Annotated in this window: 10 protein-coding genes and 1 pseudogene; 6 read left to right on the top strand and 5 right to left on the bottom strand. The window is 67.3% G+C overall.

Annotated elements, in window-relative coordinates:
• The first annotated feature begins 59 nt into the window (after nt 1-59).
• From ureE to ureG, 3 genes are read left to right on the top strand one after another with little or no spacing between them, the layout of a single operon-like run.
• Nucleotides 60-704: an urease accessory protein UreE gene (gene ureE, locus KDK82_RS19550; RefSeq protein ID WP_088165959.1), complete on the top strand. Its 645-nt coding sequence runs from the start codon at nt 60-62 to the stop codon at nt 702-704.
• A complete protein-coding gene (locus KDK82_RS19545) occupies nt 697-1,413 on the top strand; it encodes an urease accessory protein UreF (RefSeq protein WP_034398124.1) in 717 nt (238 codons plus the stop codon). The genes ureE and KDK82_RS19545 overlap by 8 nt, the downstream gene beginning before the upstream one ends.
• A 20-nt stretch (nt 1,414-1,433) precedes the next feature.
• Nucleotides 1,434-2,075, top strand: coding sequence for an urease accessory protein UreG (gene ureG / locus KDK82_RS19540; protein ID WP_012203110.1), 642 nt, complete (start codon nt 1,434-1,436; stop codon nt 2,073-2,075).
• A gap of 19 nt (nt 2,076-2,094) precedes the next feature.
• Here ureG and KDK82_RS19535 read toward each other — a convergent pair whose 3' ends face one another.
• From KDK82_RS19535 to htpG, 4 genes are all read right to left on the bottom strand, one after another.
• Nucleotides 2,095-2,850 carry an exosortase H-associated membrane protein gene (locus KDK82_RS19535; protein ID WP_013804334.1) on the bottom strand — a complete coding sequence of 252 codons (756 nt, stop codon included), beginning with the start codon at nt 2,848-2,850 and terminating at the stop codon, nt 2,095-2,097.
• A gap of 10 nt (nt 2,851-2,860) precedes the next feature.
• Nucleotides 2,861-3,412, bottom strand: a complete 552-nt coding sequence (gene xrtH, locus KDK82_RS19530; protein ID WP_063327363.1) for an exosortase H — start codon at nt 3,410-3,412, stop codon at nt 2,861-2,863.
• A 149-nt stretch (nt 3,413-3,561) separates the two neighbouring features.
• Nucleotides 3,562-7,170 carry an IPTL-CTERM sorting domain-containing protein gene (locus KDK82_RS19525; protein ID WP_088165958.1) on the bottom strand — a complete coding sequence of 1,203 codons (3,609 nt, stop codon included), beginning with the start codon at nt 7,168-7,170 and terminating at the stop codon, nt 3,562-3,564.
• Nucleotides 7,171-7,535: 365 nt separating this feature from the next.
• Entirely contained in the window at nt 7,536-9,488 is a 1,953-nt protein-coding gene (gene htpG / locus KDK82_RS19520) for a molecular chaperone HtpG (protein ID WP_012203106.1), read from the bottom strand.
• Nucleotides 9,489-9,731: 243 nt separating this feature from the next.
• Between htpG and aqpZ the strand changes: the two genes are divergently transcribed.
• The 3 genes from aqpZ (at nt 9,732) to KDK82_RS19505 (ending at nt 13,689) form a co-directional block, all read left to right on the top strand.
• Complete coding sequence (gene aqpZ, locus KDK82_RS19515; protein WP_088165957.1) at nt 9,732-10,436, top strand: aquaporin Z; 705 nt, start codon at nt 9,732-9,734, stop codon at nt 10,434-10,436.
• A gap of 215 nt (nt 10,437-10,651) precedes the next feature.
• The gene (locus tag KDK82_RS19510) at nt 10,652-12,877 is read left to right on the top strand and encodes a TonB-dependent siderophore receptor (RefSeq protein WP_088165956.1); all 2,226 of its coding nucleotides are present in this window, start codon (nt 10,652-10,654) and stop codon (nt 12,875-12,877) included.
• A 131-nt stretch (nt 12,878-13,008) separates the two neighbouring features.
• Nucleotides 13,009-13,689, top strand: coding sequence for a Fe2+-dependent dioxygenase (locus tag KDK82_RS19505; protein ID WP_012203103.1), 681 nt, complete (start codon nt 13,009-13,011; stop codon nt 13,687-13,689).
• Between the two features lie 146 nt (nt 13,690-13,835).
• Here KDK82_RS19505 and KDK82_RS19500 read toward each other — a convergent pair.
• Nucleotides 13,836-14,960, bottom strand: a pseudogene (locus tag KDK82_RS19500) (pseudouridine synthase); the annotation flags it as partial.
• Between the last annotated feature and the right edge of the window lie 90 nt (nt 14,961-15,050).

Here is a 15,050-nt window from a genome sequence, read left to right as displayed (position 1 = left end):
ATCTCCAGGGAAGTCATTGACCTCGCAATGTTATAACGAACGTTAATACGAAACAATCCATGCTCACCGTCAACAAACACATGCCCCAGGGCGGCGGCCTTGCCGCCGTGCTGGTCAGGCGCGCCGCCACGCTGGAGCTGGACTGGGACATGCGCCAGAAGAGCCGCTTTGCGGCAACGGACTCCACGGGGCGCGAGCTGGCCGTGGTGCTGGCGCGCGGCAGCGTGCTGCGCGGCGGCGATGTGCTGGTGGCCGAGGATGGCAGCCTGGTCGCCGTGCGCGCGGCGCCCCAGGCGGTGTTGCGCGTGACGGCGGCCACGCCGCTGGGCCTGCTGCGTGCGGCCTACCACCTGGGCAACCGGCATATCCCGGTGGAGGTCACGCCCACGCACCTGCACCTGGAAAACGACCCCGTGCTGCACGACATGCTGCTGCGCCTGGGCGCGCAGGTGGCCCTGGTGGATGCGCCCTTCGAGCCCGAGGCCGGCGCCTATGGCGGCGGCCACCGCCACGGCCATGACGCCAGCTTTGCCGAGGACCAGGCGCTGGCGCAGAGCGTGTATGCGCTGCATGACCATGGGCACGCACACGGCCATTCACACGATCATTCCCACGGGCATGAACATGGCCACGATCACAGCCATGACCATGATCACAAAGGCTGCTGCGCACACGGGCACGGCCACGACCATCCGCATGGCTGACCTGTCGATACAGGGGCTGTGCGCCCTGCTGCACCTGGCATCGCCCCAGCTGCCCGTGGGCGGCTTCAGCTATTCGCAGGGGCTGGAGGCCGCCATCGAGCACGGCCTGGTCACGGATGCCGGCACGGCGCGCACCTGGATTGCCGATGCGCTGGCCCACGGCTTTGCACGCTGCGAGGCGCCGCTGTGGCTGCTGCTGCGCCGGGCCTGGAGCGCAGGCGACGAGGGGGCGGTGCACGAATGGAACCAGTGGTTCATTGCCAGCCGCGACAGCCGCGAGGCCCGTGCCGAGACGCTGCAGATGGGCTGGTCGCTGCACAGCCTGCTGCGCTCCGTGCCCTGGGGCGGCGAGGCCTTTGCGCCCCGCATCGCACAACTGGGCGCCCTTGTGGAGGGACCGGGCCTGGCCTATCCCACGGCCTTTGCCTGCGCCTGCGCCGCCGTGGATGCCGACGAGGACCATGCCCTGCTGGCCTATGGCTTTGCCTGGCTGGAGAACCAGGTGGCCGCCGCCATCAAGGCCGTGCCGCTGGGCCAGGTGGCGGGCCAGAGCCTGCTGCTGGCCCTGCATCCGCTGCTGGAGCAGGCCGTGGGCGAGGCACGCCGCCGCGCCAGCGAGGCGCCGCCCCGGCTGGACACCATGCTGCCCCAATGGAGCGTGCTGCAGGCACGGCACGAACACCAGTACTCCCGGCTCTTCCGGTCCTGATCACTCACCCCAAGTCCACCATGAACACCCGCACCAAGAAACTCCCCCCGCTGCGCGTCGGCATCGGCGGCCCTGTCGGCTCCGGCAAGACCACGCTGCTGGAGATGCTGTGCAAGGCCATGCGCGCCCACTACGACCTGGTGGTCATCACCAACGACATCTACACCAAGGAAGACCAGCGCCTGCTGACGGTGGCCGAGGCCCTGCCGCCGGAACGCATCATGGGCGTGGAGACCGGCGGCTGCCCGCACACGGCCATCCGCGAGGACGCCTCCATCAACCTTGAAGCCGTGGACCGCATGCTGCGCCAGTTCCCCGAGGCGGACATCGTCTTCATCGAAAGCGGCGGCGACAACCTGGCCGCCACCTTCAGCCCCGAGCTGTCGGACCTGACCATCTACGTGATCGACGTGGCCGGCGGCGAGAAGATTCCGCGCAAGGGCGGCCCCGGCATCACCAAGAGCGATCTGCTGGTGGTCAACAAGACCGACCTGGCGCCCTACGTGGGCGCCAACCTGTCCATCATGGAAGCCGACACGCAGCGCATGCGCGCCCACAAGCCCTATGTGATGGGCAGCGTGAAAAGCGGCAAGGGCCTGCGCGAGGTGATCGACTTCATCACCGAGCGCGGCCTGCTGCCGCCCATGCCCGCGCAGGGCTGAAGACGGCCGCGCACGGCCTTCAGCGCTGCGGCGTGCCGCTGGTGGCCTTGGCCTTGGGCAGGGTGGCCGCGCTGCTGGAAGACACCAGCGGATGGCCGGTGGAAGTGGCCGCGCCATCGGTCTGGCGCCAGGCCGAGGGCTTGGGCGCCACCATGGGCTGGGGCGCGGCGGCAGGCGCCCGGCTGCGGTTCCAGGCCGGCAGCAGCACGCGGCGCACAAAGCCCATATCCAGCGCCAGCCACAGCAGCACCGGGCACAGCGTGGGCACCATCAGCCCGCCCATCTGGTAGGCGTAGACGATGGCCTCCAGCTGCCATGTCTGTATGCCCAGCACGTTGAGGTCAAGCCGCGCCGCAAGGCACAGCTGCATCAGCACCTGCGAGACCACGCTGAAGGTCTGCAAGGGCAGCAGCGCCACATACCCCACCAGGATGCGCCACCACCGGCCCGGACCCCAGGCCGCCAGCAGCATGGCCACCAGCACGGGCAGGCCGTAGCCGTAGCGGGCGGGATCGACCTCGACGATGGCCTCGGCGCGGCGCCAGCCGGTCTGCTCGTTGGAGACCTGGACCGAGGAATTGACGACCAGGCTGCGGGGCGTCTCCAGGTCCACGCGCTGCACCCAGCCGTTGGCGGCGTTCTCCAGCACCCACTTGCTCATGCCGGACACCGGCACGGCCAGCCAGCCGGCCGCCAGCGTCCAGGCCAGGGTCAGCACCACGATGCCGCCCATGGCCAGGGCCGCGAAGCGCGAGATGGGATTGCGTCCGATCATGGCCTGCTCCTCAGGCGGCCACGGCGGCGGAAGCTGCAGCGGCGGGCGGCAGCGGCGGCTGGCCGCCGTCATCCTGCGACGGCGCCTTGCGGCCGCTCCAGCGCACCCACAGCAGCCAGAACACCAGCACGTCCAGCATGATCAGCGCCTGCCAGAGGTACTCATGCGCGAAGTTGAAGGCCGTGGTGCTCCACTGGCCCAGGTAGAACAGGCTGATGACGCGCAGCACATTGATGGCCTGCACGGCCACGAAGCCGGCCAGCAGGCCCACCAGCTTCTGGCGCCATGACGAGGGGAAGGCCATCACGGCGGCAAACAGCACGATGTAGGCCTCCAGGCCGTTGCAGCCGGCCTCGATGGAGACGCCAAAGCCCGTGGCCGTGTTCCACAGCACCTTGCCCGTGGCCGAGGCCGTGCTGTCGAACCAGGTCACCAGCGAGGCGCAGATGTGCGCCAGGAATGACGTCCAGGGCAGCACGATGTGCTGCTGCACCCAACTGAGCAGGTTCAGCCCGAACATCGTCAGCTGGATGGCCAGAAAGATCAGAAAGAAACGCAGCATGGCAGGTCTTGGAGTGTTGGTTGCCGGGCTTGCGACCTGGCAGTTGCGAAACAGTGTCCCTCTATAGGCTCGCATTATCTTCGGACCGCTCAAAGACGACAAAGGCCGGTGCGTGAATCACGCCACCGGCCCTTGCCGTCACGGGCGCATCACCGACGCTCGCGCCTGCGCATGGTCCCCAGCGCCATCAGCGCCAGCAGGGACGACATCAGCATCAGGCCCCACTGCGACAGCGTGGGAATGCTGGCCGTGCCGCCCGGCCCCGGCTTGAGCGGCGTGGTGGTCGTGCTCTTGTCGTTGTCGGGATTGCCGTCACCGGGCACCGAGACCGTGGCCGAGTTGACCAGCGGGCGGGCGCCCTTGTAGGGCTTGTCCAGCTTTGTCTCCAGCGTGAAGACCGCCGTGCCGCCCTGGGCCAGCTGCGGCACGCTGCAGGTCACGGTGCGCGTGCCGCTGGCGTAGCTGCAGCCTGCCGAGGCCGAGACGAACTCCAGCCCGGCGGGCAGCACGTCGGTCACCGAGCCGCCCGCGGGCGACTGCGGATCGCGGCCGTAGTTGGTGACGGTCAGCGTGTAGCTGGCCGTGTCGCCATCGTCCAGCGGGCCGGCGGGGCCCTGCTTGCCGATCCCCAGGTCCACGGCATTGCCCTGGCGGCTGGTGGAGGTCCGGTCGGTGGTGGTGTTGTTGACGATCACATCGCCGCCATTGCTCAGCCATTCCGTCTCGAAGGGCTTGACCGAGGCCTCGTGGTAGATGGTGCCGCCCGATGCCTTGTCGGGCAGGGTCTGTGCGCGCATCTTGAACTTGATGGTCATGCTCTGGCCCGGCGCCAGCGAGGGGATGGTGCACTGCAGAGGCCCGCTGGTCGCGTTCAGCGCCGGCTGCACGCCGCACCAGGATGCGGAGGCGCCGGGAATGCCGGCCAGCGCCAGGCCGTTCTGGTAGCTGAAGGTGGCCGTGGAGCCCGATGCGGGGAACTTGTCGGTCACGACCACCTGGGTGGCGTAGGAGGGGCCGGAGTTGGTCACCGTGATGGTGTATTCGGTGTCCTCACCCAGCACCAGGCCGTCCGCCGTGTGGCGCATGCTGATGTTCACATCCAGCTCGGCACGCTTGAGCCGGGCCTTAGCCTCGGCCTGGTTGTTGGCCTTGGTCAGTTCCTCGGTGGCGGTGTCCACGGCGACCGTGTTGAGGATCTCCGTGTCGGCCGCCAGATCGCCGCGCGAGCGCATCTTGTAGCTCACGGTGTACTGCGCGCCTGTGGGCAGCGGATTGGTCCAGGCGCACTCCAGCGTTCCGCCCTGCACGCCATCGGTGGCAGCCGGAGTACAGGTGCCGCCGCCGGAGACCGTGGGCGTGCCGATGAAGATGGCGTCTGCAGGCAGCACGTCCTTGAGCGTGACATTGGCGGCCGACGAGGGGCCGTAGTTGGGCACCGTGACCGTATAGGTCAGCGGCTCGCCCGCAGCCGCCACCTTGGGCGAGACCTGCTTTTGCGCGGCGATTTCCGCGATGGCCTGCACGGTGATGCTGGCCGTCGAGGAATCGTTGCCGGGATCGGCGTCATGGATGTCCAGGGACTGGGCCGAGGCCGCGTTGGCATAGGTGCCGGTGGTGGCGCGCTTGGGGCGGATCTTGACCTCGATCACCACCTCGGCCTCCGGGGCCATGGAGGAGATGTCGCAGGTCAGATCGCGCGTCTCGCTGTTGACGCCGCCCGAAGGGGTGCCGCAGCTGGCGTTGGCACCGGAAACGATGCGGCTGGAGACAAAGCCGCCGCCCGGGTAGGTGTACGGCACGGGATTGCCGGCCTCGTCCACCGGGTTGCCGCCCACGATGCGCACGCCATCGGTCTGCTTGACCAGCGCCTGCAGCGAGTCGCGTACGCGGACATTCGTCACCGTCGTGCTGGCCGAGTGGTTCTTCACCACCAGCTGGTAGGTGACCTCTTCACCGCTCTTGATGGAGGCCGGCGGCACAGGGCTGACCACGCTCTTGACGATGCCCACATCCACCTTGTCGGCAGACACGGTGACAGTCGCGGAGGTGGTGGCCGATGCATTGTCCCGGCCGACCACGCCCGCCGAGGCGTTGTTGGTGAAGTCCAGATGGCCCAAGGCCAGCGTGACCTTGGCCCTGACCGTGATCTGGCGGCTGGCGCCCACGGCCAGGCCCGCGGTCGAGGTGCAGCTCTGGGCGGCGCAGGTCCAGTCACCCGCGCCGGTGCCCGCACCGGACATGCCGATGACGGTCATTCGGTTGTCCGCAGGGGTGTCGGATACGGTGATCAGCTGATTCGGCAGCACAGGCATGGGACCGTTGTTGGTCACCGTGATCGTGTACTGGAACTCCTCACCTGCCAGCACCGGGCGGCTGGGGCCGGCCTTGACGAGGCGCAGCCGTGCATCGTTGCTGAAGCTCACCGCCGCGCTATCGGTGTTGTTGGTCTTGTTGGGCTCGTTGAGTTCGGGTGGAACCCCGATCACGCCCTGATTGACCAGTTGCGCACCCGGCGTTCCACCCGCAGCCACGCTGGCCTTGAAGCGGATGGCCTGCATGTTGGCGTAGCCGGCCACCGGGTACTCGCCCGCATGGGTGCAGGTGATGGTGCCGCTGTTGTGGCCGCAGTTCCAGGGCGCCGTGCTGCCGTCGAAGCCCGTGAAGGTCACGCCGGCCGGCAGCGTGTCGGTGACGGTAAGGTCACGAGGCACGATGGAGCCGCCTTCGCGACGCGGCTGCAGCGTGTAGGTGACCTCGGTCGCCTGCAGCGCATCCAGCACCGTGGGCGCCACCTGCTTGCGCAGCGAGACATCCACGAACTCGCTGCCGCTGGAGACCACGGCGGCGCTGGCGGTGTTGTTGCCGGACTGGCCGTCCGGCATCTCCGTGCTGGCGTCCTTGTAGCCCTTGACGCTGGCAGCGCCGGCAATGGTGCCGCTCATGTTGGCGATGGCCGGCACGGAGATGGAAGGCAGCACGGCGCCCGGCAGCACCGGGCCGCCGCGCGTGCAGCTGAGCTCGCCCGAGATCAGCGGATAGCCCGAGGCCGGCGTGCAGCTCCAGCCGCTGCCTGAGGGCACGCCCGTGACCACGGCGCCGTTGGGCACGGGGAAACGCACCACGGTACGGCCACCGGCGGGCACCTCGGACGGGCCCTTGTTCTGCACGTCGATGGTGTACTGGAAGGCGCCGCCGTTGGCGACGCTGGCGGGAGCCGCCATCGCGATGGCCAGATCGGCGGCCTCGGTGGTGGTGAAGTTGCGGTCCAGCTGCGTGTTGTTCTGGTCGTTGTCGTAGTCGGGCGAGGCCATGCGCGCGCTGGCCACGGCACGCCAGTTGGTGCCGACGGTCGGCAGGATGACCTCGAAGCCCACGGATTTGAAGCCATCGGCGGGCGCCAGGTTGCCGATGTTGCAGACCAGCGTGTTGTTGCCTGCGGTGAGCACCGTGCCAGCCGCGGGTGCCGTGCAGGTGATGCCGCCCGGGCTGCTGCTGTAGCCCTGGAACACGGCGCCCACGGGCAGCACCTCGGTCAGGGTGACGCCTACGGCGTCGGGACCGATGTTGTTGTGCCTGACCTTGGCCACATAGGTGAAGTTGCCGCCGGCAGGGCCTGCCGATGCGTCCTGTCCGTCATAGAGACCGTCCTGGTTGACCAGGATGTCGGTGTCGGCCGGCGCCGCCACGGCAGCCGCTGTTGCCAGCAAGCCGCCGGACAGCAGCGCACGCGCCAGCCAGCCCTTTCTCGTGAAAGCCATACAAACCTCTCTTTTGCTTCGTTGACAGCGCCGAATGCCGCAGGCACGGACGCACGAGGTGCCCAGCTGGAACAGCTCTGTCAGAAAGCCGACTACCGGACGCACCAAAAGGAGGCATGATGATTCTTTATTACCAAAAGTAAATATGATCTGGAATTTTTAACAAAAGTGAGTATTTAGAGGTATTTGTGAGTTTTTCGTGAGTCCACCGACGACTACCGGTTTTCCTCACGGATTGCAGACGCGAAAAAGCCGGTGGCAGCTTGGCTGGCACCGGCTTGTAATGCTGATCTGCCGCGCGCTGGCGCGGCAGTGAGCAGGCACTAAGGCCTAGGGAATGCGGCGAGGCAATCCTTGTGAGGAACTCACGCCAGCAGCGCGTTCACGCGCCTGACGTAGGCGGCCGGGTCTTCGGGCATGCCGCCTTCGGCCAACACGGCCTGGTCGAACAGGATGTTGGCCAGGTCATGGAAATGCACCGAACCGTCCAGCTTCTTGACCAGCGGATGCTCGGGATTGACCTCCAGCACGGGGCGGGCGTCCGGCGCCTGCTGGCCGGCCTGCTTGAGCAGGCGCGCCAGCTGCAGGCTCATGCCGCCGTCCTGCACCACCAGGCAGGCGGGCGAGTCCACCAGGCGCGTGGTCACGCGCACGTCCTCGGCCTTGTCCTTGAGCGCTTCCTTGAGCTTGGCCAGCAGGGGCTTGAAGGTCTCGGCCGCTTCCTCGGCGGCCTTCTTTTCCTCTTCGTCCTGCAGCTTGCCCAGGTCCACGGCGCCCTTGGCCACGGACTGCAGCGGCGTGCCGTCGAATTCGGTCAGGTAGCCCATGGCCCATTCGTCCACGCGGTCGGCCATCAGCAGCACTTCGATGCCCTTCTTGCGGAAGACTTCGAGCTGCGGGCTGTTGCGGGCTGCGGTCAGGGAGTCGGCCGTGATGTAGTAGATCGCGTCCTGGCCTTCCTTCATGCGGGCCTTGTAGTCGGCCAGCGAGACGATGGCCTCGTCCTGGCTGGTGGAGGAAAAGCGCAGCAGCTTGGCGATGCGTTCCTTGTTGGCAAAGTCCTCGCCCAGGCCTTCCTTGAGCACGGGACCGAACTCGGCGTAGAACTGGCTGTACTTGCCTTCCTTGGCCTTGTCCTCTTCGCTGACCACGTCGGTGACGCCGTCGGCAGCCGCGTCAGCGGCAGCGTCGTGGCGATCGTGCTTGGCCAGGTCTTCCAGCATGGACAGCACGCGCTTGGTCGAGCCGTCGCGGATCAGGCGCACGTCGCGGCTTTCCTGCAGCAGCTCGCGGCTGACGTTCAGCGGCAGGTCGGCCGAGTCGATCACGCCCTTGACGAAGCGCAGGTAGCCGGGCATCAGCGCCTCGGCGTCATCCATGATGAAGACGCGCTTGACGTAGAGCTTGACGCCGGCCTTCTTGTCGCGGTTGTAGAGGTCGAACGGCGCCTTGGCCGGGATGAACAGCAGCTGCGTGTACTCGGTGTTGCCCTCGACGCGGTTGTGGCTCCAGGTCAGCGGGTTCTCGAAGTCGTGGCTGATGGCCTTGTAGAAGTCCTGGTACTGCTCGGCCGTGATGTCCTTCTTGGGACGCGTCCACAGCGCGCTGGCCTTGTTGATGGTCTCCCACTCGCCCGTCTTCTCCATGGTGCCGGGCTGGTCGTTCTCGCCGTCCTTCCACTCCTCTTTTTCCATGAGGATGGGCAGGCTGATGTGGTCGGAGTATTTGCCGATGACCTGCTTGATCTTCCAGGCGTTGAGGAACTCCTCGGCCTCGGGGCGCAGGTGCAGCGTGATGCTGGTGCCGCGCTGGGGGCGCTCGATCTGCTCGACCTCGAACTCGCCCGTGCCGCCGCTGGTCCAGCGCACGCCTTCGGAGGCCGGCAGGCCCGCGCGGCGTGTTTCCACGGTGATCTTGTCGGCCACGATGTAGCCCGAGTAAAAGCCCACGCCGAACTGGCCGATCAGCTGCGAGTCCGACTTCTGGTCGCCCGACAGCTTGTCCATGAAGGCCTTGGTGCCGCTCTTGGCGATGGTGCCCAGGTTGTCGATGGCTTCCTGCTCGCTCATGCCGATGCCGGTGTCGGCAATGGTCAGCGTCTTGGCAGCGGCGTCGAAGGACACGCGCACTTCCAGGTTGGGCTGGTCCTCATAGAGGGAGGCATCGTTCAGCGCCTCGAAGCGCAGCTTGTCGCAGGCGTCGGAGGCGTTGGAGACCAGCTCGCGCAGGAAGATCTCGGGGTTGGAGTACAGCGAATGCGTGACCAGGTGCAGCAGCTGTGCAACTTCGGCCTGAAAAGAATGGGTTTGCTTGCTCATGCAGACAGTGTCCTATGTCCTATGGGTTCACAACAGGGAAAAAATCAGCCCTCATCTCGGGCCGGCGAGCGCATTATCAAGACCCCGCCGCCCCTGTGGCGGCGCAGGCTCTGGACGATTGTTCACTTTTTCGCCCTCACGGCGGGGCTGGCGCAGGGCTATAACTGCGCCACTTTCCGCTGTGCGGCGGACGGTGCGCGCAGGGCCCGGGCGCAATGGCGGGCCTGCTTCAGGAGATTTTCCATGCACAGCTCTGTTCAAAAATGGTCCGCCGAATTCCTCGGGACCCTGTGGCTGACCCTGGGCGGCTGCGGTGCGGCCGTGCTGGCCGCCGCCTTCCCGCAGGTGGGCATCGGCCTGGTCGGCGTCTCGCTGGCCTTCGGCCTGACGGTGCTCACGGGCGCCTATGCCTTCGGGCCCATCTCGGGCGGGCACTTCAACCCGGCCGTCTCCGTGGGCCTGGCCATGGGCGGGCGCTTTGCCTGGAGCGAACTGCCGGGCTACATCGTCTCGCAGGTGCTGGGCGCCATCACGGGCGCGGCCATCCTCTATGTGATCGCCACGGGCAAGGCCGGTGCCGACATCGGCGGCTTTGCCACCAACGGCTACGGCGCGCATTCGCCGGGCGGCTACGGCATGACGGCAGCCCTGGTCACCGAGGTGGTGATGACCGCCTTCTTCATCCTGGTCATCCTGGGCGCCACGGCCAAGCGCGCGGCAGCCGGCTTTGGCGGGCTGGCCATCGGCCTGTGCCTGACGCTGATCCACCTGATCTCGATTCCCGTGACCAATACCTCGGTCAACCCCGCGCGCAGCACGGGCCCGGCCCTGTTCGGTCCCGAGATCGCCATCTCGCAACTGTGGCTGTTCTGGGTCGCCCCCATCGTGGGTGCGCTGATCGGCGCCGTGATCTACAAGGCCCTGCTGGCCAACCCGGCCAACGATTAAGGCCAGGGACGGGCGCTGCAGGCGCCTCGCAGCAGACTCAAGCGGCTGGCGACAGCCGCTTTTTTCATTGAATCTTTGGTGAAACACGGTTTTCGTTTGTTGCATGGCGGCAACGCGAAGGACTTTTACCCAGGGCAAACAGGCCAACTTTACGAAGCAGAAACCGAACACTAGTGATTCGCAATAACAATCCGCGGGCTTTCATCGGAGTGAACATGAGCAAAATCCAACAAATCCTCCCCCCCGCGAACCTCACCCAGCTGGCCCTTGCCGCTGCCCTGTGCCTCGCGGGCACCTCGGCCTTCGCGCAGACCAGCACCACGCTGGGCACCGTGAACGTGACGTCTTCGACCGAAGCGCCCGTCAAGACCGACAACGCCTCCTCGGCCAAGTTCACGGCCCCGCTGGTGGACACGCCCAAGACGGTGCAGGTCATCAACGAGGAAATCATCAAGCAGACCGGCGCGACCAGCCTGCAGGAAGCCCTGCGGTCCACGCCCGGCATCACCTTCGGCAACGGCGAAGGCGGCAACCCCTCGGGAGACCAGCCCTTCATCCGCGGCATGGATGCCCAGGCCAGCACCTTCGTGGACGGCATGCGCGACATTGCGGCCGGCACGCGCGAAGTGTTCAACCTGGAAGCGGTGGAAGTCATCAAGGGCGCCGATTCGGCCTATGCAGGCCGTGGCGGCGCGGGCGGCTCCATCAACCTGGTGACCAAGAAGGCCAGGAACGAGAACTTCATCAGCGGCGACGTGGGCCTGGGCACGGACAGCTACCGGCGCGCCACCATCGACGCCAACCGCGTGCTGGGCGAAGGCGTGGGCCTGCGCCTGAACGCCATGGTGCACGACGCCGACGTTCCCGGCCGCAGCGGCCCCGAGAACAAGCGCTGGGGCATTGCCCCCACGGTGACCTTCGGCATGGGCACGCCCACCGAGGTTTCGCTGTCCTGGCAGCACCTGCAGACCGACAACATTCCCGATGGCGGCGTGCCCTACCTGTACAGCAGCACGGCTGCGGCCGGCCTGCGCGGCGGCAGCGTGGTGCGTCCCACCTACGGCAACAACCGCGACAACTGGTACGGCCTGACCAGCCGCGACTACGAAAAGGAAAAGAGCGACCTGTTCACGGCCACCGTGGAGCACAAGTTCACCGACACCCAGAAGTTCCGCAACAGCCTGCGCTACAGCAAGACCGAACAGGACTACCTGTGGACCCAGCCCGACGACAGCAAGGGCAATGTCGTCAATGGCTATGTGTTCCGCCGTGGCAATGCACGCGTGGCCGACATCAAGACGCTGCAGAACCTCTCGGAATTCACGGGCAAGGCCCAGACCGGCAGCGTGGGCCACAGCTACTCGTTCGGCCTGGAACTGTCCAAGGAAAAGGCAGAATCCCGCACGGCTGCCGTACAGACCACCAACACCACCTGCACGGCCGCCAGCCTGTGGTGCGCCTCGCTGAACAACCCCGACAGCAGCCCGCTGTGGAACCTGCCCGTGACGCTGGGCGACCCCAGCCACAACCAGATCGACACCGTGGCGCTGTACGGCTTCGACACGCTGAAGTTCAACGACCAGTGGTTGCTCAATGCCGGCCTGCGCATGGACCACTACAAACTCAGCGCCTCCGGCCCCGCCGGCCGCAACACGCCGGCCTATGACCTGAGCCGTTCGGACACATTGTTCAACTACCAGCTGGGCCTGGTCTACAAGCCGGCCACCAACGGCAGCATCTACGCCAGCATCGGCACCTCCTCGCGCCCCGGCGGCTCCATGCTGGGCAACGGCAACGAGGACCTGGGCATCTCCACCGACCAGCTGGCCAACCTCGCTCCCGAGAAGACGCGCTCGCTCGAGCTGGGCACCAAGTGGGACCTGATGGAAAAGCGCCTGGCGCTGACCGCCGCGCTGTTCCGCAACGATGTGACCAATGCGCGCATCACCGAAAACGGCGTCACCTACATGGGCGGCAACAAGGTGGTCAACGGCGTGGAGCTGGGCTTTACGGGCAGCGTGCTGCCGGGCCTGAGCGTCTTCGGCGGCTACACCTACATGGACAGCGAGCAGAAGAACGCAGGCGCGGGCAGCGTGGCCAATGGCCAGCCCTTCCCCAACACGCCCAAGCACAGCTTCAGCCTGTGGACCAGCTACAAGCCCATGGCCAAGCTGACCGTGGGCCTGGGCATCTACGCCCAGAGCAGCGTGAACCAGAGCTACATCCTGTCCACGGTGGATGGCGGCATCGTCACCAAGGGTGCCAGCGGCTATGCGCGCTACGACGCCATGGTGGCCTACCAGATCGACCGCAACCTGACCGTGCAGCTGAACCTGTACAACCTGGGCGACAAGGTCTACTACAGCGGCATCCGCTCGCCCCACTACGCGACCATGGCCGCAGGCCGCTCGGCCGTGGCCTCGCTCAAGTGGACGTACTGATCTGCTGATCGCCCCGGGCGAACGCGCAGCGGCTTGACGCTGCGCAGATCACCGCAAAGCCCCGCAGGCCATCGCCGCCTGCGGGGCTTTTTTGCGGGACACTCGCTGATTCCCCCTGAAGACCGCCTGCCATGATGCTCCGCATACCCGCCCTGCTCAGCCCCGACGAAGTGCGCCAGTGCCGCCAGGCGCTGGAGCAGGCCCCCTGGCAGGACGGCCGCGCCACGGCCGGCCCTCTGGCAGCCCAGGTCAAGGCCAACCTGCAGCTGCCGCTGGACAGCCAGGCCGGCCAGGCGATAGGCAATCTCATCCTCGACAAGCTGGGGGCCAGCGCGCTGTTCATGTCGGCCACCCTGCCGCTGAAGGTGCTGCCGCCGCGCTTCAACCGCTACGAGGGCGGCGGCACCTATGGCAACCATATAGACAACGCCATCTTCACCATCCCCGGCACGGCCATCAAGGTGCGCAGCGATGTCTCCACCACCGTGTTCTTCAGCGAGCCCGACGAGTACGAAGGCGGCGAGCTGATCGTGGAGGACACCTTCGGCCACCAGAGCGTGAAGCTGGCTGCGGGCGACGCCATCGTCTACCCCGGCACCAGCCTGCACCGCGTCAACCCCGTCACGCGCGGCACGCGCTACGCCAGCTTCTTCTGGACGCACAGCCTCGTGGCCTCGGACGAGAAGCGCCGCATCCTGTTCGACCTGGACCAGCAGATCCAGCAACTGACGGTGCGCCACCCGGGCGACCCCGCGCTTTCCGCGCTGTCCGGCACGTACCACAACCTGTTGCGGATGTGGTCGCAGGCCTGACGCCGCAGGAGCCCAGGCCCGGCATGTAGGTCTTGTCGAGCAGGTTGCCGGGAATGGAGCGCACTCCAAACACCGGCACCGCCACAAGTGAGTGCGGCCCGTTGCGCAAACGTGCGCAACGGGCCGCAGGGGATGCTCACGCGGTGTCAGAAGCTCTCGTGTGCACCCAGGTAGCGCCACTGGCCCACAGGCAGGTTGCCCAGCGTCACGCGGCCGATGCGGATGCGCTTGAGGCCCACCACGCGCAGGCCCACCAGTTCGCACATGCGGCGGATCTGGCGCTTCTTGCCTTCGGTCAGCACAAAGCGTAGCTGCTCGGGGTTCTGCCAGTCCACCTTGGCGGGCTTGAGTGCCTCGCCGTCCAGCGACAGGCCATGGCACAGGCGTGCCAGCTGCTCGGCCGGGAACACGGATTGCACGTCGATGTCGCGGTCGCCGTAGGTCACGCGCACCAGGTACTCCTTGTCCATCTCCGAGTCTTCGCCAATGATCTGGCGCGCCACGCGGCCGTCCTGGGTCATGACGAGCAGGCCCACGGAGTCGATGTCCAGCCGGCCGCAGGGCGCCAGGCCCTTGAGCTGCGCGAAGTTGAAGCGCGTGCGGCTGGTGTCCTGGTTCCAGTGGTTCTGGGGCGTGACCAGGACCACGGCGGGCTCGTGCCCGTCCTCGGCCTGGCCGCTGACATAGCCCATGGGCTTGTGGATCAGGATGGTGACCTGCTGGTCCTGGCGCTCGCGCGCCTCGCGCTCGACGGTGATGCGGTCGGCCGCCACCACGTTCTGGCCCATCACGGCGAGTTCGCCATTGACGCGGACCCAACCCTTGTCCACCCACTCGTCGGCCTCGCGGCGCGAGCACAGGCCCATGTCGGCCAGGCGCTTGTTGATGCGCACGCCACCGGGAACCTGCTCCTGCAGCGGCTCGGGAGCACGCTTGACGGGGATTTCGCGGCTGGCGCCACCGTCGGCGGGACGGTAGGTGCGGATGCCGCTGAGCGGACGGTAGGCGGGCTCGGCCTGGGGCGCCTCGTCGCGGCGCGGGCCACGGGCGTCATCACGGCGGGGACCACGGGCGTCGTCGCGGCGCGGTCCGCGCGCATCGTCACGGCGGGGGCCGCGGGCGTCGTCACGGGGACGGTCGCGGAAACCACCTTCACGCGGGCCGTCACGGGGACCGTCGCGCTGACCGTCACGTTGGCCATCACGCGGACGCTCATCGCGCTGGCCATAGGGCCGGTCGCGGCGATCGTCCGGGCGGGGCGGGCGCGGGGGGGGGGGGGGGGGGGGGGGGGGGGGGGGGGGGGGGGGGGGGGGGGGGGGGGGGGGGGCCGGCCCGCCCGGCCCCGCCTGCCGCTGATGCGC

Origin of the sequence: Delftia sp. K82, from assembly GCF_002193035.1 — a bacterium.
Classification (GTDB): domain Bacteria; phylum Pseudomonadota; class Gammaproteobacteria; order Burkholderiales; family Burkholderiaceae_C; genus Comamonas; species Comamonas acidovorans.
Note: the sequence above shows the minus strand (reverse complement) of the source record. Positions and strands in the feature narration are given on the sequence as shown.

What these genes read in the sequence shown, in the direction of transcription:
- KDK82_RS19510 (WP_088165956.1), top strand. Translation starts at nt 10,652, where the DNA reads ATGAGCAAAATCCAACAAATCCTCCCCCCCGCGAACCTCACCCAGCTG.
- KDK82_RS19505 (WP_012203103.1), top strand. Translation starts at nt 13,009, where the DNA reads ATGATGCTCCGCATACCCGCCCTGCTCAGCCCCGACGAAGTGCGCCAG.
- htpG (WP_012203106.1), bottom strand. Translation starts at nt 9,488, where the DNA reads ATGAGCAAGCAAACCCATTCTTTTCAGGCCGAAGTTGCACAGCTGCTG.
- ureE (WP_088165959.1), top strand. Translation starts at nt 60, where the DNA reads ATGCTCACCGTCAACAAACACATGCCCCAGGGCGGCGGCCTTGCCGCC.
- aqpZ (WP_088165957.1), top strand. Translation starts at nt 9,732, where the DNA reads ATGCACAGCTCTGTTCAAAAATGGTCCGCCGAATTCCTCGGGACCCTG.
- ureG (WP_012203110.1), top strand. Translation starts at nt 1,434, where the DNA reads ATGAACACCCGCACCAAGAAACTCCCCCCGCTGCGCGTCGGCATCGGC.
- xrtH (WP_063327363.1), bottom strand. Translation starts at nt 3,412, where the DNA reads ATGCTGCGTTTCTTTCTGATCTTTCTGGCCATCCAGCTGACGATGTTC.
- KDK82_RS19545 (WP_034398124.1), top strand. Translation starts at nt 697, where the DNA reads ATGGCTGACCTGTCGATACAGGGGCTGTGCGCCCTGCTGCACCTGGCA.
- KDK82_RS19535 (WP_013804334.1), bottom strand. Translation starts at nt 2,850, where the DNA reads ATGATCGGACGCAATCCCATCTCGCGCTTCGCGGCCCTGGCCATGGGC.
- KDK82_RS19525 (WP_088165958.1), bottom strand. Translation starts at nt 7,170, where the DNA reads ATGGCTTTCACGAGAAAGGGCTGGCTGGCGCGTGCGCTGCTGTCCGGC.